The organism is [Clostridium] symbiosum ATCC 14940 (assembly GCF_000466485.1).
GTDB classification, from domain to species: domain Bacteria; phylum Bacillota; class Clostridia; order Lachnospirales; family Lachnospiraceae; genus Otoolea; species Otoolea symbiosa.
Map to the genome: position 1 here is coordinate 12,753 of NZ_KE992790.1, position 19,912 is coordinate 32,664.

Consider the following 19,912-nt stretch of genomic DNA (forward strand, 5'->3'; position numbering starts at 1 on the left):
AATCAACGGCGTTTTTTGCCGTTTCTGTGCATCGGCCGCCAAAGACAGCGGTTCTGAAAAAAGGCTGCGCCGTGCATTTGAGCATAGTAGCCGCGGTTCGACTCTCGCTTTGTGGCACGGCGCAGGTGATAAGATTATCTGAATAAAGCTCCGCTGATTACAAGCTTCTGAATTTCATTGGTACCCTCGTAAATCTGAGTGATTTTGGCGTCTCTCATCATTCTCTCCACGTGATATTCCTTCATGAAGCCATTTCCTCCAAGCATCTGTACAGCCTCGGTTGTCACATGCATAGCGGCATCGGTACAGACGAGTTTTGCTTTGGCAGCCGGAATGGAATATGGCCTTCCTTCCGATTTATCGAGAGCTGCTTTGTAGAGCATATATTTTGCCTGCTCGATTTCACATTCCAGTTCTGCCATCTTAAATGCGAGATACTGGTTTCTGTAAAGAGGTTTGCCGAACTGCTCTCTTGTCATAAGATATTTTCTGGCAATTTCAAAAGCGCCTTCTGCAATTCCAAGACCCTGTGCCGCAACCCCGATACGTCCGCCGTCCAGCGTCTTCATTGCAATCTTAAATCCCTGTTTTTCTTCGCCGAGAAGAGCAGTCTCAGGAATTTCACAATTTTCAAAAACCAGTTCGGAAACCTGTGCGGAGCGGATACCCATCTTGTTCTCGATTTTTCCGATGGAGAATCCAGGTGTTCCCTTTTTAACATGGAAGCAGGAGAGTCCTTTGCTTCCCAGCTCCGGATGAGTCAGGGCGTATACTGCAAAGTGATCGGAGAGCGGGCCGTTGGTATTGAAGCATTTCAGGCCGTTTAATATGTATTTGTCGCCTTTCTTTTCTGCAATAGTAACACAGCCGCCTGCATCGGAACCGGCGTTAGGCTCGGTAAGTCCGAAGGAGCCAAAGGTCTTTCCGGAGAGAACTTCCGGAAGAAATTCTCTTTTCTGCTCTTCAGAACCGCCATTGGCAATACTTCCGCCGTAGAGGGAGGTGGATACGGAGTAGGAGATGCCTACGGATGCATCGACCTTGGAAATCTCTTCTACTGCAATTGCGTAATCCAGATAGTCCCTGCCGGAACCGCCGTATTCTTTGGCGTAGGGAAGTCCGATGAGTCCCATTTCTCCCATCTTCTTATAAAGTTCTACCGGATATTCGCTCTTCTCATCACGTTCAATGACACCCGGCGCGAGTTCTTTCTCTGCAAATTCTCTTACTGCCTGCTGTAATGCTAAACGGTCTTCTGTTAACTGGAAATTCATGGTGTTACCTCCTTTAAGATAAGTAAATGATTTGGAGTCCGTGTTACGGACACATTGTTTCGATACTTACATGCTAGAAATTTAAAATACGAATATCTAGCATGCTAATTAATAGCTTGCATAAATAATACATTTTTTTTGTTCGATAGTCAATATACAATATGTAAAATTATCAGTTCTTTTTTTGTGTAATATCACGGTAATGCCTTTCATCAACTATAAGCCGAAGGACGCCAGTACAATAAAGATTCCGCATGCGATAAACGGGATGATGATCTGTGTAACGGCGATATCCCAGTAAGCTTCTTTGTGGGTCATTTTGCAGATGCCCAGCAGCGTGATCTGTGCTCCCTGATGCGGCAGAGTATCGAGAGTACCGGCAGCGATGGCTGAAATCCGGTGAACGTACTGGAAATTAATTCCCATTTCCATATAAGTGTTTTTTAAGGCATTAAAGGCAACGCCCATTCCCCCCGAGGCGGAACCGCAGGCTCCGGCACAGACGGCAACTGTGATCATGACGAATACGAGCGGCGGCATATGCAGATTCTTAAGCATGGCAACTAAATCGGCAAAGCCGCTTGTGTTTTGCACCACACCGCCGAAACCGACGACAATGGCGGTGTTCAGGATAGCGACGCCCGAGTCGGCGGCACCTTTGTTAAAAACTTCAATCCAGCTGTTAAGTCCGCCGATTCTTCTGAACATAAGAAGGACGGATGCGGCAATTCCTGTCAACACTGCGGTCTCCACCGGAAAATGAAAGATATTAAAGGTTACCAGGATAATAATGATTGGCAGGAACGCGGTAAGCCAGTGCGGCAGCGTTTTATCTTTTTCGGTGCTTAATTCCTCCTCCGTAAGCTGGTATTTGAGAGACGGATCGTTGAAGGTCAGCCCTTTCCCGGTAAATTTCCTGGCTCTGTATTCCAGCCAGACAAATATCATGGCAAACATGGCCGCTGTGGTGATGAGAGACGGCACGAATGCAGCCGTTGCCGGCGTACCCAGATTCGTCATGGCAATATAGTTCTGGATAGACGGAGAGCCGGGACCGCTCATGGACCAGGTCCAGCAGCCGGCGGAAATGGCGGCCGGAAGCAGCCGGCGGGTCAGGTTGGCCTCCCTGAATAACTGGATGGCAATCGGATAGATGACGAAGAAGACGACAAAGCCGCTGACTCCTCCAAATGTCAGTATTCCGGTGATGCACATGATAATAGGAGCTGCATATTTTCCTTTGCTGACCTTGACGATGGCCCTTGCAATGGATTCGGCGGCGCCTGTGAACTGGTAGACAGCTCCGAACAGCGCGCCGACGAAGAATATCAGAAAATATTTGATAACGTAGTCTCCGGCAGCAGGCATAAACTGGTTCTGCAGGCTGTCTAGAATCGGAAGCCCTGAGCAGACGGCCACGAAGATCGTAATAACCGGAGCCAGTATCAGGGCGCTGACCTGTTTAAATGCCAGCAGACCAAATAAAACAATAGCAATAAATAAAATCCAAATCTGAAAATTCATAAACTGATCCCCCACCATATTTATGTTTTGTTATGCTATTTTGCCAGCCCCATCAGTTCTTCCCTGAAAATACGGCTGTCCATTAACTTTGGCTGACCATCCATTTTGGGAACGAATCCCATCTGGTCAATAATCTGGCTCTGGATATCGATGCCGGGAGCCACTTCAATCAGATAAACTCCATCCTTTCTCAGTTCGAATACGGCGCGCTCCGTTATATAGAGAACGGGCTGGCCCGTTTTATTAGCATACTCGCCGCTGAATGTAATCTGTTCCACCTGTTTGATAAATTTCTGCTCTCTGCCCTCCGAGACAATCTGAAGCTCACCGTTGTCAAATGAGACGGAAAGTCCACCGGCCGTAAACGTACCGCAGAAAAATACCCGCTTGGCATTCTGTGTAATATTGATAAAACCGCCGCAGCCTGCAATCCTTGGTCCGAATTTGCTTACATTGATATTGCCCTGGCTGTCGGCCTGGGCAAGACCGAGAAATGCGTAATCGACACCGCCTCCGTCATAGAAATCAAACTGGTACGGCTGGTCGAGAATCGCTTCCGGATTGACCGAACCGCCGAATTTCGGGCCGCCCTGCGGCACTCCGCCGACGGGGCCTGCCTCCACGGTTAAGGTCATGTAGTCACCGATGCCTTCTTCCCCGGCTACCATGGAGATATATTCCGGCACGCCGATTCCCAGATTGACGACAGAATCGCTTTTCAGTTCCATGGCTGCTCTGCGCCCGATGATTTTTTTCGCCGAAAGCTTCGGATAAGTAAGACTGCTTAAGGGAACGGAAAAATCTCCGGTCATGGAGCCGTCATACTCACAGCCCACGCACTGCTCATGATCCTTCATGTCCTCACATACAACGACGGCATCCACATAGATTCCCGGAATTTTAACAAGCTTCGGGTCAAGGCAGCCGTTTTTCACAACCTTTTCAACCTGTACAATCACTTTGCCGCCGCTGTTTCTGACAGCCTGGGCAATGGAAGTGGATTCCAGGGACGCCACCTCGTGCTCCATTGTGATATTGCCGTTTTCATCGGAATAAGTACCGCGTATGAAGGCGATGTCGATGGGGAAGGACTTGTAAAGCAGTTTCTCCTCACCCAGAATGCTGACCACCTCGACTAAATCCTCCGTCGTAATGGAGTTCAGTTTACCGCCTTCGATTCTCGGATCTGCAAAGGTGTTCAAACCGACGTGGGTGATTGTGCCGACACGGTGGGCGGCGATGTCACGGAATAACTGAGACAGCGTTCCCTGCGGGAGGTTGTAGCCCTCAATCTTGTTTTCCAGCACCATGCGGCCCAATTGCGGAACCATGTTCCAGTGGCCCCCGATCACGCGTTTCGTCATTCCCTCGTGCGCAAAGTGGTCTGCTCCGCTGCCGTCCCGGTTTCCCTGGGCAGCCGCATAGAAAAGGGTTAAGTCTCTCGGGGAGCCTGTTTCCAGAAATCTCTGTTCCAGGGCTTTCGACAGCGCCTCGGGCATATCGCTTGCCACGAAACCGCTGGTAGTCACGGTCATGCTGTCGCCGACCAGAGCGGCTGCTTCGCCGGCTGTAATGATAGAAACCTTACTCATAGATACCTCCTGTATGTGATAATCATAATTTGATAAACACAGTTAAATAGATCATATAATTGATTGGATGAAGAAAGACAACGATTGATAAAATTAAATATAAACAATTAAATATCGCATATAAATTAAAGTGTCTGATAATTAATGGCAAAAAAATTTATAAAGTTCCGGAGCCGGATTTTGCTCCAACTCCGGTGACACATCTTTTTATGTAGAAATCTTTTCTGTTTTAAAAATCTGTCAGCTCCGCTTTTCTCTTTTCAAGGAAAGCCTGCATTCCTTCAGCCTTGTCATGAGTGGAAAATGCCAGTCCGAAAAGGTTTGCTTCCAGCTTCAGGCCGCTTTCAAGATCCGTATCCATGCCGGTGTTGATAGCCTGTTTGGCAAGGGTGACGCCAAAGCTTGCTTTTGACATGATTTTTTTAGCCATTGCCTTGCAGTAGTCAAGAAGCTCTTCCTGGGGAACTACTTTGTTGGCCAGGCCGATGCGGTAAGCTTCCTGGGCATCGATCTGATCGGTGGTAAAGATAAGTTCTTTTGCGCGTCCTTTTCCAATCAGTCTGGGAAGACGCTGCGTGCCTCCGAAGCCGGGAAGAATACCCAGGTTTACTTCCGGCTGTGCAAATTTTGCATTTTCGGCCGCGATACGGATATCACAGCACATGGAAATCTCACAACCTCCGCCCAGCGCATATCCGTTAACGGCTGCGATAGTCACCTGAGGCATGTTTTCAAATTTCTTAAAGGTTTCGGCAGCCAGCAATGCCATGGCGCGCCCCTCCATTGGGGTGGCATTTACCATTTCGGAGATATCTGCACCTGCGACAAAAGATTTCTGTCCGGAGCCTGTCAGAATCACAACCTTTACATCTTTGGCTTTTTCAATCGCTGCAGCAATATCACCTAACTCGGCCAGCGTTTCGCTGTTCAGTGCATTTAAAGATTTTGGGCGGTTAATTGTTACAACTGCTATACCGTCTTCGATTTCCACTAACAGATTGTTGTAGTTCTTTACTTCCATGATTTGTTCCTCCTGATTTGAATGTTTTTGATAAAATCTCCTGCGTCATTGGCGCTGCTCTGTTACTATCCACAGCCGCTATTCCGCGAGGTGTTTTCACTCGTATTTGAGTGAAAATCCCGAGTTATACGGCGCGAAACGGTGTTTTTTACCGTTTCTGTGCATCGCGAAGCGTGTTACTGTTCGCAGAGCTGCGTTTTTCAGCGGGGCTGTGAATAGTAACGCTGCTCTTATAAACAGGAGTATATCACAGTTATAAATGAATGTGAATAGTTTTGGTGTAAAAAATATAGCGTGCTAATAATTGATAAATAATCAATAAGCATGCTAAAAATTGGTACATATAGATAAAAAAATATATTATTTTTGGGGAAAATACCTCTGGAAAGGGGAAAAATCATCTTTCGAAAAAAGATTCTTTCGTCTAAAACCACAAAAATAGAGCCTGATTTTCTATAGTGAAGGGAAGCTGCATCAGGAGGGGAACCGAAAGCTGTTACATTCCATCCACTTTTGCTGTTGTATTGTCTACCAGCTTTGCTGTCATTTTACTATCAATCCAGCAGTTGTTTTAAGTACGCAGCAGTTTTTGTGTTAACATTCATCGCTTTGTCCGGAATCCGGAGCATAACAGGTGATTCGCTGTACGGAGTGTAAGAGACGGCCGGAGGGGCGGCCGTTCGGTTCCCTGACGCAGAATGAGCATCGTCAGCATGCGTGATATAAAGCAACAAGTTAAATGTTAACTAATAATTAGCATGCTAGATGTTTCTTGTTCGTATGATAATCTATTTTCAGCGTTTCGTCAATATACAGATTTCATAATTAGATGGAATGATTTTTGTGCATGGTTATCACCGGCGGTTGTGGTGTGCAGTAAAAGATAATCAGAAAATTCACGATAAATTACTATTTACACAGAAAATATATTCTTGTATCATTATACCCACAAAGAATAGACAGAGAAAATATTCGAATTAAAAATATAAAAATAAAGGAGGGTATGCGGTGTGGAAGTTAAAATTGCATTGGTTTCACCTAAACGCGGCTTTTTTAAGAATGCCGGACAGATTTTTGCCGAGCATAACAAACTGATACCTGAGCCGGATGACGGTATTCAGTGCAGATACTGTCTCGAAGAAATGGAAATCAAAAGCAGTGACGTGTCGGATGCCGAGAAGTTTAATCTGCAGAGATATGATGCGGTAATTGCCAGAGGGATAACCGCGGATCTTTTGCGCAGAAGACTGCCGGGACTTACGGTCATCGATATCCCGGTATCGGGAACTGATTTAATCTATTGCCTGAAGACGGCCAGAGACCTGTATCTGGGACAGAACATAGGGATAGTGGGAAGCAGAAACATGATTCTTGGGGCAGACCATATCGGGGAAATTCTTGGAATGGAGGTAAAGATGTATTTCCGCGATGCCCCGGGGGATGTCGTGAGTGTACTGGGGCGGGCGGTTAAGGACGGATGTGAAGTAATTATAGGCGGTGTCGAGAGCTGTCAGTTCGCGAAAAAGCACGGCTTAGAATGTCTGCTGATTCACACAGGCAAACCGGCTTTGTGGTATGCGTTCGGTGAGACAAAGCGTGTTTTCCGGATGAAACTGTACCAGCAGCGCAGGATACTTCTGATACAGACTGTACTGGACAATTCTTCCGAAGGAATTGTTCTTGTGGGGCCGGACAAGAAAATCATGCTGTATAACAATAAGGCGCAGAATATTTTAAGTATAACTTCAGACATGACGGAAGAAAATTTAGAAAAACTGTTCGGCATCCATCCTCTTCCGGCGTTTTTGTGCGACAGTGAAAGTTATTATAACGAAATCATCGTTTGTAAAGATAAAAAACTGTCGGTTAATAAGTTCCCGGTCCATCTAAAAGACAGTCCGGTCTGCTACGTGGTGTCCTTTCAGAATGTCAGCCAGCTCCAAAATGCGGAGAAGGTCATTCGAAAGAAAGTAAAAAATCTCGGATGGACAGCTAAATATACTTTTGACGATATTATCGGCAGCAGCCCGGCCATCAGAGAATTAATACGGAAGGCCCGGCGCTATGCCGAGACAGATTCGGATATTCTGCTTATTGGTCAATCCGCGACAGGCAAAGAATTGCTGGCACAAAGTATACATAATGCAAGTGACCGGAAAAAGGGGCCTTTTGTAGCCATCAATTGTGCCGCGCTCAGCCAAAATCTGCTTGAGAGTGAATTATTCGGATATGTGGACGGCGCCTTTACCGGTGCACAGAAAGGCGGTAAAGAAGGGCTGTTTGAACAGGCACATACCGGAACAATATTTCTAGACGAAATTGGAGAGGTTCCTCTGGAGCTGCAGGCGAAACTTCTGCGTGTGATTCAGGAGAGAGAGGTGATGAGGATTGGTGATAATAAAATGATCCTTGTCGATATACGCATTGTGGCCGCAACGAACCGGGATCTGAATCAGTACGTGAGGGAGAATAAATTCCGGCTGGATCTGTATTACCGGCTGGACGTTCTGCATCTGAAGCTTCCGACATTGAATGAAAGAGGCCATGATATTGGCATTTTGGCCTAATATTTATTAAACCGGAAAAAGGAGATGTACTGTACGCGGCTGGGCGACATCAGGCTTACGAAAGAAGCCGGTGAATTGCTGGAAAGAATAGAATGGAAGGGGAACATCCGCCAGTTGAATAATATCTGCATGCGGTTGATTGTAAACAGCGACACCGACGAGATAGGAGCAAAAGAAATATACAGTGTGCTGAACCAGGAAGAATGGACGGATGGTGCTCCGGCCGGGGAACAGGCGCCAGGTGAGGTAAACTTGGAAGACAGGGGTGAGGTAAATAATGCGGGGGCAAAAATGGCAGCGGCAGCTCATTTAAGGGAGCCGGAAGAAACAGCCCGGATCAGGGAAGCTCTGGATTACTATTCCTATAACCGCCAGAAAACGGCCAAAGCTCTTGGCATGAGCCGTTCGACGCTTTGGCGGAAAATGAAAAAGTATCATTTTATTTAATATGAAACAAATTTAAAACATCTGGAAAACAAATTAGAAACATTTTTGAGACGTTTAGAATGTATGTTGGGACATACTTCCGGCAAAGAGCAAAAAGTATTGAAATGCGTAACCATGGGAAAAAAGTAGAAAGCGGCTGACAAAGTCTGATAAATACAGACTTGTCAGCTCTTTTTTTAGCAGTGGACGGACGCAGGGATACGTTTGGAACAGAGGATGATGAAAAGTTGGTACGCAGCTTGCTCTATACTGCAGGTGAATGGGGTTACAGATTTACAATCAGGGAGCAGTATGCGAAGAAAAATACGGAAAGGGGAGGGGAAGTCAACAGGAGAGAAACAGAGCAAGATACGCGCTTCCTGCAAAAAAATTAACGAATCAGGAGGGTAGTTTATGGAGCAGAGTACGTTAGCTATTATTATTGTATTGCTCGCCATTGTCTCATTTGCGCTGGAGAAAATTCCGGTTGCGCTGACAGCCATATTGGCGTCACTGGCAATGGCCATATTTGGGATTACTGATTACAGTAAAGCATATTCGGATTTCGGTTCTCAGGCGGCTGTAATGGTGGCAGCCATGATGATTTGCGGAAATGCCTGTTTCGATAACGGCGTTGCGCAGGCCATGGGTAATAAGATTACAAAAATAGGTTTGGGCAAAAACGAACGTCTGCTGGTGACGGTCATGACAGGCTTTGCCGTTTTTCTGTCAGCATTCTTTTCGAATTCGGCAGTTGTGGCCATGATGATTCCGCTGGTCGCTTCCGTGGTTTCGAAATCAGGGGGAAGATGTACTAATAAAAGAGTGCTGATGGCGGTTGGAATGGGTTCTGCGGCAGGCGGCTTTTGCACCCTTTCAGGTTCTACCCCGCAGGTTGCTGCCCAAACCATCTTGGAAACAACGCCGGGGTGTACGCTTATGCACTATTTTACGCTGGCAAAGGCAGGGATCCCGCTGTGTCTGATAGTAATCATTTATTTCGCAACAGTTGGATACTGGCTGGAAAAGAAATCGCTGAAATTTGAGGATGTATGCCCGGTTGAACTCACGAATGAGGGGGAGGGGGAGAGCAAACCGGTGGACAAACGGAAGTTCTGGCTGACGGCAATTATCATGATTCTGGTTGTGGCAGGATTTGTGTCGGGAATCTGGAACATTGCAGTGGTGGCCATGGTCGGAGCAACCCTTATGATATTGACGGGCTGCGTAGGGCTTAAGGATGCATTTCACGGCATTGATTGGAACACCATAGTAGTACTGGCCTGTTCGCAGGGATTTGCCAAAGGGATGGAGACATCCGGTGCGGGCCAGCTTATCGCTGACACCACACTCAACGTACTGGGGGACAAGGCGACGGTCTTTGTCGTATTGGGTATCATCATTGTACTGAGTGTTATATTGACCAATATAATGAGCAATATTGCAACGGGAACCATGATGTTTCCCATCGTGATTGCCCTGGCTAATGGTATGGGAGTGAACCCCACCACCTTTGTAATTGCAGTGGTGATTGCCTGCCAGTGTGCATTTGCCACGCCGGTAGGAACTCCCTGTGTAACGCAGACGATGGTGGGCGGTTATAAGTTTATGGATTATGTAAAAATTGGCCTGCCGTTAAATATTATTACTACGGTCGCAGCAGTCTTTCTAATCCCGCTTTGTTATGGGATTTAATGCTTATGTGTTCAATGTTTTAAAGGATAATTAATTTATTAACGAAGAAAGGACGTGAAATTATGTATAAAATCTTAATTCCTCAGGACATACAGGAAGAAGGAAAACAGTATTTAAGAGAAAAGGGGTACGAGATACAGATAGGGAGCGGCTTTGACCGTGACACGTTAAAAAAAGAAATTTCCGATGCCGATGCCGTGATCGCGCGGACCGCCGCTTATCCGGCCGATGTGATTGCAGCAGGAACAAAGCTCAAGGTTATTGCACGTTATGGAGTGGGTTATGACAATATAGACCTTAAGGCGGCAGAAGAAATGGGGATTTATGTAACGATTGCCAAAGGATGCAATGCCCGATCCGTAGCCGAGCATACGGCTGCGCTGATGCTGGCCTGTGCGAGAAATATTACACAAATTTATGAGGAATTAAAAAGAGGGAATTTTGCCATAAGAAATGCTCTGCCGGGGATGGAACTGAGAGGAAAAACCTTTGGAATAGCCGGCATTGGGGCAATCGGGTTTGAGACGGCAAAGATAGTCCATGACGGATTTTCAATGGAAGTGCTGGCATTTGACCGGTACGCGGACAGAAGCGTTTATCCGGAATGGATACACTTTGTGGACACGCTGGATGAGCTGCTGAAAAATGCTGACGTTTTGAGTCTCCATACACCGCTTACTTCCGAGACAGAGCATATGATTAACCGGGATGCCATGCGGCTGATGAAGCCGTCTGCCATTATTATCAATGCGGCAAGGGGGCCTATCTGGGATGAACGTGATTTATATGAAGCGCTAAAAGAAGGAACCATTGCAGCTGCGGGCTCTGATGTATTTGAGCAGGAGCCGCCGGAAGCCAGTTTTCCGTTGTTTGAACTGCCGAATTATATTGCATCCGCACACAATGCCGCTCTGACAAAGGAGGCAAACGCGGCCGTTTCCTTAAGCTGTGCACATGCGGTAGATGACGTTCTCAGCGGCAGGGAACCGGAATTTCCGATTATCAGGCCGGACAAATGAAGAGACAGCGGAAAGCAAACGTAATAGATAATTTATTTCATATCACTTATATTAGAGGAGGACATCCATATGGGTAAAACATTTTTTGACAATACTGTAATGAAGAAACTGAAAAACCATGAGCCGGTATGCGGCTGCTGGTCACAGGGGTCGAGCCACGTCAATGCCGAGATTATGGCTGAGGCCGGATTTGATCTGATGATCATTGATATGGAGCATTCCCAGTTGTCACTGCAGGATACGGTACATATAATCCAGACGACAAAAGGAACGGGCTGCGCCCCGTTTGTCAGGACGCCGTGGAACGATATGGTTTGGATTAAGCAGGCTCTGGATACAGGCGCTTACGGCATTCATGTACCTTATGTTTCCACAAGAAAAGAGGCTGAATACGCCGTAAAATGCTGCAAATATGCGCCGCAGGGTGTCCGTGGAATCGCAGGCAGCCAGAGAGCCACAAACTTCAGTCTTTCAAAGGCTGATTATTATGCCAGAGCGAATGAGGATGTGATTGTGATGATTGCGATTGAAACTCCGGAAGGAGTGGGCAATATCAGGGAGATTGCATCTGTAGAAGGAGTGGATGGAATCTTTATCGGTCCGGCGGACCTTTCAACCTCAATGGGATATATGGCAAACCCGTCGGTTCCGGAGGTCCAGGCGGCAATCCGCGAAATAGAAGAGGGGACCAAAGAATGCGGAAAGTTCCTTGCCACGATAGCATCCAGTGCAAAAGCTGCGAAACCGTTATATGAAAGGGGATATACGATGGTTGCCCTGCTGTCCGATACGACCGGACTGGCAAAACTGGCCGTCGATGCCGTAGATTATTTTAAAAATGAAATCCGGGGCTGCTGATACGGCATCCCAAATGACTTATTTGAATTTTTTATTCATCTTATAAGCGTTCGTAAATAACATAGACAGAGGTTTGCCTGAAAATTAACAAGGGCAGCCTCTGTTTTGTCAAAAGGACATAAAGGATTAACTTTATCAGCCCCGTAAATATATAAAAAATGTACAATATTCACATTTTTATGTATAAAGGCTATAAAATTGAGGTAAAATGAGCAAAATAAAAAGTTTATAAATTCTTTGATAATTATTTGACAGGACTCCTGAAGAGTGCTAAGATATAGTTACTATCAATCTATGCAATTGTTTTATTTACGTGGCAAGTCATTTTTAAGGAGGAAATTTGATATGTCAAAGAAAGTCGTAATAGCAAGTGCATGCCGTACCGCCATCGGTTCCATGGGCGGTCAGCTCAGCACAGTGCCGGCAGCAGAGATGGGAGCTGTCGTTATTAAAGAAGCACTGAAGAGAGCTGGCGTAGCTCCGGAGCAGGTAGACCACGTTTACATGGGCTGTGTAATCCAGGCCGGCCTTGGTCAGAACGTGGCCCGTCAGATGTCCATCAAAGCAGGACTTCCGGTTGAAGTTCCGGCTGTAACGCTTAACGTCGTATGCGGCTCCGGTTTACAGTGTGTAAACTCAGCAGCAGAGATGATTATTGCAGGGGACGCTGATATTGTAGTAGCAGGCGGTGCAGAGAACATGTCCGCAGCACCATATGCGTTAATGAACGCACGTTACGGCTACCGTATGAACAACGCTCCTATGATCGACACCATGGTAAATGACGCCCTGTGGGATGCTTTCAACGGCTATCACATGGGAATCACCGCAGAGAACATCTGCGACAAGTGGGGCATCACAAGAGAAGAGCTTGACGAGTTCGCAGCCAGCAGCCAGCAGAAGGCTTGCGCAGCACGTGAAGCCGGCAGATTCAAAGACGAGATCGTTCCGATCGAAGTCAAGAAGAAAAAAGAAACAATCATTGTTGATACCGACGAAGGCCCACGTGCCGGTACAACAAAAGAATCACTTGCAAAACTTCGTCCGGCATTTAAACCAGACGGCGGACGTGTTACGGCAGGTAATGCTTCCTCTATCAACGACGGCGCAGCAGCAGTTGTTGTAATGAGCGAAGAAAAAGCAAAAGAACTGGGAATTACACCAATGGCTACATGGGTGGCAGGCGCACTTGGCGGCGTTGACCCGTCTATCATGGGTATCGGCCCTGTAGCAGCTACCAACAAACTTTTCAAGAGAACAGGCATGAAGGTTGAAGACCTTGACTTAATCGAGGCTAACGAGGCGTTTGCGGCACAGTCTATCGCAGTTGCCCGGGACCTTAACTTCAACAGCGATATCCTGAATGTAAACGGCGGTGCTATTGCCCTTGGTCATCCGGTAGGAGCTTCCGGATGCCGTATCCTTACTACATTGTTATACGAGATGCAGAAACGTGACGCTAAAAAAGGTCTTGCAACACTCTGTATCGGCGGCGGCATGGGATGTGCCACAATCGTCGAGAGAGACTAAGCAGTTAGAATAACCGGAACCTGTGGAGGGGGGACAACCCCCTCCACGCTCCGGCTGTTTCTGGTTTACAACATATGGATGTAAGGAGATGATGGCAATGGGGTTTGTTGATTACGAGGAGGATGGATACGTTGGCATTATGATCATCAACCGTCCCCAGGCGCTCAATGCGTTAAACAAGGATGTGTTAAAGGACATCGAAGCTGCTTTTGATGCAGTGGATCTTTCCAGAATCAGAACCATTATCCTGACGGGAGCAGGGGAGAAATCCTTTGTGGCCGGAGCCGATATCGCTGCGATGAGCACGATGACAAAGGCGGAGGGAGAAGCATTTGGCAAATTCGGCAATGATATTTTCCGTAAAATCGAGACTTTCCCGATTCCGGTTATTGCGGCGGTAAACGGTTTTGCACTCGGCGGCGGCAATGAGCTTGCCATGAGCTGTGATATCCGTATCTGTTCCGACAATGCCATGTTCGGCCAGCCGGAAGTTGGCCTGGGAATCACACCGGGATTCGGCGGCACCCAGAGACTGGCCCGTCTGATTGGCGTTGGAAAAGCAAAAGAGATGGTTTACGGCGCGAGAAACATCAAGGCGGATGAGGCATACAGACTGGGACTTGTCAATGCGGTTTACACACAGGAGGAACTGATGCCGGCAGCGAAGAAACTGGCTGCGGGCATTGCGAAGAATGCTCCTATTGCTGTGAGAAATTCTAAGAAAGCGATGAACGAAGGACTTCAGGTTGATATGGATCAGGCAATTGTCATTGAGGAAAAGGCATTCGGTGACTGCTTCGAGACAGAAGATCAGAAAGAAGGCATGACTGCTTTTCTCGAGAAACGGAAAGTGGACAATTTCAAAAACAAATAATAATGGATCAGGAGCCGGGAACAGCCCGGTTATCCGCATTTTGAAAAATCAGGAGGATTTGTCATGAAAGTTGGTATTATTGGTGCAGGAACAATGGGTTCCGGTATTGCTCAGGCTTTTGCCCAGGTAGAAGGCTACGAAGTATGTTTATGTGATATTAATGAAGAATTCGCCGCAAACGGCAAGCTGAGAATTGCAAAGGCATTTGAGAAGCGTGTTGCAAGAGGTAAAATGGATAAAGAAACAGCGGACAAGATTCTCAACAAGATACATACGGGAATCAAGACTATTTGTGCCGACTGTGATCTGGTAGTTGAAGCAGCAATCGAGGATATGGAAATCAAAAAACAGACCTTCAGAGAACTGGCTGCAATCTGCAAACCGGAGTGTATCTTCGCAACAAATACGTCTTCCCTGTCCATCACGGCAATCGGCGCAGGAATTGACAGACCGGTAGTAGGCATGCACTTCTTCAATCCGGCTCCTGTTATGAAGCTGGTTGAGGTTATCGCCGGACTGAATACACCGGTAGAGGCTGTTGATAAAGTAAAAGCAATCTCAGAAGAAATTGGAAAGATTCCGGTTCAGGTAGAGGAAGCTGCAGGTTTCGTAGTAAACAGAATCCTGATTCCAATGATCAATGAAGCTATCGGCATTTATGCTGAGGGCGAGGCAACTGTAGAAGGCATCGATACAGCTATGAAGCTGGGAGCAAGCCATCCGATGGGACCGCTGGCTCTGGGAGATCTGATCGGCCTTGACGTAGTACTGGCTATCATGGAAGTATTACAGGCTGAGTCAGGAGATCCGAAATACCGTCCGCACCAGATGCTTAGAAAGATGGTACGCGGCGGCAAGTTAGGACAGAAATCCGGCGAGGGCTTCTATAAGTACAATTAATTTTTGAACCGCATCAGGCGAGCCAAAGCCGCCTTTAAGCGCTATATAAGAAAATGATGGAGGAATAGACATGGATTTTACATTAAGTAAAGAGCATGAAATGGCGAGGAAGTTGTTCCACGACTTCGCCGAAACAGAAGTAAAACCTTTAGCACAGGAAGTTGACGAGACAGAACATTTCCCGACAGGCACAGTTGAGAAGATGCAGAAGCTTGGCTTTATGGGAATTCCGGTTCCGAAGGAGTACGGCGGCCAGGGCTGTGACCCGTTAACATACGCTATGTGCGTAGAGGAGCTTTCAAAGGTTTGTGGTACTACAGGCGTTATCGTATCCGCACACACCTCTCTTTGCTGTGACCCAATCCAGACTTACGGTACGGAAGAGCAGAAACAGAAATTCCTGGTTCCACTTGCAAAAGGTGAGAAATTAGGCGCTTTCGGCTTAACAGAGCCGGGAGCCGGTACAGATGCACAGGGACAGCAGACGAAGGCAGTTTTAGACGGAGACGAGTGGGTACTCAACGGTTCCAAAATCTTCATCACGAACGGTAAAGAAGCTGATGTCTACGTAATCATCGCCGTAACAGGCATTAAAGAAGATGCAAGAGGCAGAAAGAAAAAAGAAATCTCTGCATTTATCGTAGAAAAAGGAACGCCGGGATTCACCTTCGGAACAAAAGAGAAGAAGATGGGTATCCGTGGTTCAGCAACTTACGAGCTTATTTTTACAGACTGCAGAATCCCGAAGGAGAACATCTTAGGACAGCAGGGTAAAGGCTTTGGTATCGCTATGCATACTCTGGATGGCGGACGTATCGGTATCGCTGCACAGGCTCTCGGCCTTGCAGAAGGAGCGCTTGAAAGAACCGTTGAGTACGTTCAGGAAAGAAAACAGTTCGGACGTACAATCGGACAGTTCCAGAATACACAGTTCCAGCTTGCTGATATGGCTACAAAAGTTAAAGCGGCTCAGCTCCTTGTTTACAGAGCAGCTATGGCTAAGAAGACACAGAAGGTTTATTCTGTAGAAGCAGCTATGGCTAAATTATACGCAGCAGAGGTTGCTATGGAAGTTACAACCAAGGCTGTTCAGCTTCACGGCGGTTACGGCTACACAAGAGAGTACGATGTAGAGCGTATGATGCGTGATGCTAAGATTACAGAGATCTACGAAGGAACATCTGAAGTTCAGAGAATGGTTATTTCCGCTTCCCTGTTAAAATAAGATTTCCTGGCAATAGATTGTAAAGTATCTCAATTAGTGAGAAAAAACATGAATAAGGAGTGAACATACCGTGAAAATAGTAGTTTGTATTAAACAGGTTCCGGATACCAAAGGCGGAGTTAAATTTAATCCTGATGGTACTCTTGATAGAGGCGCAATGCTTACAATTATGAACCCAGACGACAAAGCTGGTCTGGAAGCTGCTCTTCGTTTGAAAGATCAGTATGGCGCAGAAGTTACCGTAGTTACCATGGGTCTTCCGAAGGCTGAAGAAGTTCTTCGTGAGGCTATGGCTATGGGCGCAGACAATGGCGTATTAGTAACAGACAGAGTATTAGGCGGCGCAGATACATGGGCAACATCCCAGACACTGGCAGGCGCTATCCGCAATTTAGAGTATGACTTAATCATCTCCGGCCGTCAGGCTATCGATGGTGATACGGCACAGGTTGGTCCGCAGATCTCCGAGCACCTTGGAATCCCGGTAATCAGCTATGCACAGAAAATCAGAGAAATTAATCTCGAAGACAAATATATCGTTGTTGAGCGTCAGTATGACGACAGATATCATGTAGTTAAGGCTCAGTTACCATGTTTACTGACAGCTCTTGCAGAGTTAAATGAGCCGCGTTACATGACTCCGGGCGGAATCTTCGATGCTTACGCAAAAGAAATCACCGTATGGGGAAGAAAAGACCTGATAGATGTAGAAGATTCCAACTTAGGTTTAAAAGGTTCTCCAACTCAGATCGCCAGGGCTTCCGATAAAGTCAGAAAGGGCGCCGGCGAGCAGGTTAACTTAGATCCGGCTGCTTCCGCAGATTATATCGTAAGCAAATTGGCAGCAAAACACGTAATTTAAAAATCAGAGAAAAGAGTGGTGAATAAGATGAACTTAGAAGCATATAAGGGAGTATTTGTCTTTGCACAGCAGGTTGATAACGTAATCGGCGGTATCGCATTCGAGCTGATTGGCAAAGGAAAAGATTTAGCAAAAGACTTAAACACAGAGGTAACGGCTGTCTTAGTCGGTTCCGATGTAAAGGGCCTTGCGGATAAACTGGCGGAATACGGTGCAGACAAGGTTATCGTCGTTGATGATCCCGAATTAAAAGAGTACAGAACAGAGCCTTACACACATGCTCTTGCATCTGTTATCGAGAAATACAAACCGGAGATCTTCCTGATTGGTGCCACGGCAATCGGCCGTGATCTTGGACCGCGTGTTTGCGCAAGAATCCATACAGGCTTAACGGCAGACTGTACGCAGCTCGATATCGGAGATTTCCCAATCAATCCGATTCCGGGCAAGGAGACGAAACATAACCAGTTACTGATGACACGTCCTGCATTCGGCGGTAACACAATCGCTACCATCGCCTGCCCGGAATTCCGTCCTCAGATGGCTACCGTACGTCCAGGCGTTATGAAGAAAGCTCCGAAGGTTAAAGGCGCTAAAGCTGTAATCGAAGAGTTCAACCCAGGATTTACACCAAACAGCCAGTATGTAGAGATCCTTGACATCGTTAAGGCTGTAACTGACACTGTAGATATCATGGACGCTAAGATCCTCGTATCCGGCGGCCGTGGAATGGGCGGTCCGGATAACTTCAAGATTCTTGAAGAACTGGCAGAAGCAATCGGCGGAACAGTAAGCTGCTCCCGTGCTGTTGTAGATGCAGGCTGGAAGCCAAAAGATTTACAGGTAGGCCAGACTGGTAAGACAGTTCGTCCTAACGTTTACTTTGCAATCGGTATCTCCGGAGCAATTCAGCATCTGGCAGGTATGGAAGAGTCTGATATCATCGTTGCAATTAACAAAGATGAGACAGCTCCTATCTTCGACGTAGCTGATTACGGCGTTGTAGGCGATCTGAACAAGGTTGTGCCTATGCTGACAGAGAAGATTAAAGAAGCTAAGGCTGCTGCAAAAGATAACTAATCTTCTGTAACAGAATTATAATTTAATATAGGGCGGCCCCTGAGGCCGGCCGGATAAAGCACCGCAAAACAGATGTGAAAACAGGTTTTGCGGTGCTTTTTTTGTACCATAAGATCCTGAAAAGCGGCAGCAACAGCCATTTGCCTGTTACCCTTTGTGCTGAATAACTTTTGGAAATTAAGAAAACCCAATAGTATAATGGCCGTATCAAAGGATAAGAATAGGAACCGCAAGGAGGATGTTATGATCAAAAGAGAAGGTACTGTGGATTATGCATTGGAGAAAAGTGTTTACGTGGAAATGAGAATCAGCCGGCTGAAAGAAAAAATGTCGGCGAATGGGATTGACGCGGTAATTATCCGGAAACCGGAGACGGCCTTTTATTTTAGTAACTTTAATCCGGTATTAAATAGCCATCCGGCTTTTGTTGTAGTGACTCTTGATGCTGAACCCTGTCTTCTGGTGCATTCCATCCGCTGCGCTCATGCAAAAGAGGAAGGGGCTCTGAAACGGGTAGAGCTGTATGGGAAATGGGGAGCCAATGTTCCTCTGGCGGGTAAAGCGGCAGATGCCATCCGATTGCTGGTTGGAAAAGAGAAGCTGTGTTTGGGGATGGAGCTTGATGATATCAGCATGGATTTCTACCAGGAGATTCAGGAGGTACTTCATCCTGATAAAATTGTCTCTGTTTCCGGGCTTGTTAATATGATGAAAATTATTAAAGATGAATATGAGATAAGCTGTATCCGAAAGTCAGCACGGCTTGTTGACAGAGGGGTTGAGACTGCCATTCATGCGTTGGAACGGGGATGCTCTGAGGCCGAAGCAGCTACAGAGGGGCAGTATGCAATGAGAAAGCTATGGCATGAAAAGTTTCCGGATATGGAGGTATGCGGTTTTGGAACATCAGAGGGAGGCATGATTGACAGTCTGCATGTCTGGTGCCTGTCAAACGGACATATTGCTTACGGCTGCGATTGCCCAAAGCATTATCATCCCCAAAATGGTGATTTGACACTTCCTATGGCCTGGGCAAAGACCGGCGGCTACCATGCTGAGAATGAGAGAACCATCATAATCGGAGAGCTGGACAGCTATAAACGCAGAGCTTATGACGGAATGTTAAGAGCAAGAGAAAGTATCTTTAATATCCTTCGTCCGGGAACTGCCTTTGAAGATTTGTACCGGGCAGCGGCACAGGTTTATACAGATTATGGTTTTGGTGATATCCTGCCCGGACGGGTGGGGCATGGCATCGGCTGTTCCGCCCATGAGTTTCCGTCACTGGCAATGGGGAATAAAATTACTCTAAAGCCCGGTATGGTGATAACGGTGGAACCGGGCCTTATGGATAAGGGATGGGGCGGCGTGCGCCACTCCGACACAGTCCTGATTACGGAGGAGGGGTACGAGTCCCTGACAAAATACAATATGGGAGAAATTTCCATACAAATCAGGGGATAAT

Annotated in this window: 16 protein-coding genes; 12 read left to right on the plus strand and 4 right to left on the minus strand. The window is 46.8% G+C overall.

The genetic code is table 11. From position 1 onward, the window contains the following. Positions 1-134 precede the first annotated feature (134 nt). From CLOSYM_RS00380 to CLOSYM_RS00395, 4 genes are all read right to left on the minus strand, one after another. Complete coding sequence (locus CLOSYM_RS00380) at positions 135-1,274, minus strand: acyl-CoA dehydrogenase family protein (RefSeq protein WP_003502767.1); 1,140 nt, start codon at positions 1,272-1,274, stop codon at positions 135-137. Positions 1,275-1,490: 216 nt separating this feature from the next. Next, a complete protein-coding gene (locus tag CLOSYM_RS00385) occupies positions 1,491-2,798 on the minus strand; it encodes a GntP family permease (RefSeq protein ID WP_044902006.1) in 1,308 nt (435 codons plus the stop codon). A gap of 35 nt (positions 2,799-2,833) precedes the next feature. Then, positions 2,834-4,390, minus strand: a complete 1,557-nt coding sequence (locus tag CLOSYM_RS00390; RefSeq protein ID WP_021640508.1) for an acyl CoA:acetate/3-ketoacid CoA transferase — start codon at positions 4,388-4,390, stop codon at positions 2,834-2,836. A gap of 229 nt (positions 4,391-4,619) precedes the next feature. Then, the gene (locus CLOSYM_RS00395) at positions 4,620-5,411 is read right to left on the minus strand and encodes an enoyl-CoA hydratase-related protein (RefSeq protein WP_021640509.1); all 792 of its coding nucleotides are present in this window, start codon (positions 5,409-5,411) and stop codon (positions 4,620-4,622) included. A gap of 1,010 nt (positions 5,412-6,421) precedes the next feature. On the opposite strand from CLOSYM_RS00395, the gene CLOSYM_RS00400 reads away from it, so the two are divergent. From CLOSYM_RS00400 to CLOSYM_RS00455, 12 genes are all read left to right on the plus strand, one after another. Next, positions 6,422-7,978, plus strand: coding sequence for a sigma 54-interacting transcriptional regulator (locus CLOSYM_RS00400; RefSeq protein WP_021640510.1), 1,557 nt, complete (start codon positions 6,422-6,424; stop codon positions 7,976-7,978). Positions 7,979-8,002: 24 nt separating this feature from the next. Further along, positions 8,003-8,425 carry a helix-turn-helix domain-containing protein gene (locus CLOSYM_RS23290; protein WP_021640511.1) on the plus strand — a complete coding sequence of 141 codons (423 nt, stop codon included), beginning with the start codon at positions 8,003-8,005 and terminating at the stop codon, positions 8,423-8,425. Between the two features lie 393 nt (positions 8,426-8,818). Beyond that, a complete protein-coding gene (locus tag CLOSYM_RS00410) occupies positions 8,819-10,099 on the plus strand; it encodes an SLC13 family permease (RefSeq protein WP_021640513.1) in 1,281 nt (426 codons plus the stop codon). A gap of 62 nt (positions 10,100-10,161) precedes the next feature. Next, a complete protein-coding gene (locus CLOSYM_RS00415; RefSeq protein ID WP_021640514.1) occupies positions 10,162-11,118 on the plus strand; it encodes a hydroxyacid dehydrogenase in 957 nt (318 codons plus the stop codon). Between the two features lie 69 nt (positions 11,119-11,187). Then, positions 11,188-11,976, plus strand: a complete 789-nt coding sequence (locus tag CLOSYM_RS00420; RefSeq protein WP_021640515.1) for an HpcH/HpaI aldolase family protein — start codon at positions 11,188-11,190, stop codon at positions 11,974-11,976. Positions 11,977-12,321: 345 nt separating this feature from the next. Continuing rightward, a complete protein-coding gene (locus tag CLOSYM_RS00425; RefSeq protein WP_003502782.1) occupies positions 12,322-13,506 on the plus strand; it encodes an acetyl-CoA C-acetyltransferase in 1,185 nt (394 codons plus the stop codon). 97 nt (positions 13,507-13,603) lie between these two features. Next, complete coding sequence (locus CLOSYM_RS00430; protein WP_044902007.1) at positions 13,604-14,380, plus strand: enoyl-CoA hydratase-related protein; 777 nt, start codon at positions 13,604-13,606, stop codon at positions 14,378-14,380. Between the two features lie 63 nt (positions 14,381-14,443). Beyond that, a complete protein-coding gene (locus CLOSYM_RS00435; RefSeq protein ID WP_003502786.1) occupies positions 14,444-15,280 on the plus strand; it encodes a 3-hydroxyacyl-CoA dehydrogenase family protein in 837 nt (278 codons plus the stop codon). Between the two features lie 70 nt (positions 15,281-15,350). Beyond that, positions 15,351-16,505: an acyl-CoA dehydrogenase gene (locus tag CLOSYM_RS00440; RefSeq protein WP_009297093.1), complete on the plus strand. Its 1,155-nt coding sequence runs from the start codon at positions 15,351-15,353 to the stop codon at positions 16,503-16,505. 70 nt (positions 16,506-16,575) lie between these two features. After that, positions 16,576-17,367: an electron transfer flavoprotein subunit beta/FixA family protein gene (locus tag CLOSYM_RS00445; RefSeq protein WP_003502790.1), complete on the plus strand. Its 792-nt coding sequence runs from the start codon at positions 16,576-16,578 to the stop codon at positions 17,365-17,367. Between the two features lie 27 nt (positions 17,368-17,394). Then, positions 17,395-18,447, plus strand: coding sequence for an electron transfer flavoprotein subunit alpha/FixB family protein (locus CLOSYM_RS00450; RefSeq protein ID WP_009297092.1), 1,053 nt, complete (start codon positions 17,395-17,397; stop codon positions 18,445-18,447). Positions 18,448-18,690: 243 nt separating this feature from the next. Continuing rightward, on the plus strand, positions 18,691-19,911 hold the full coding sequence (locus CLOSYM_RS00455) for a M24 family metallopeptidase (protein ID WP_044902008.1): 1,221 nt from the start codon (positions 18,691-18,693) through the stop codon (positions 19,909-19,911). The last annotated feature ends 1 nt before the right edge of the window (position 19,912 follow it).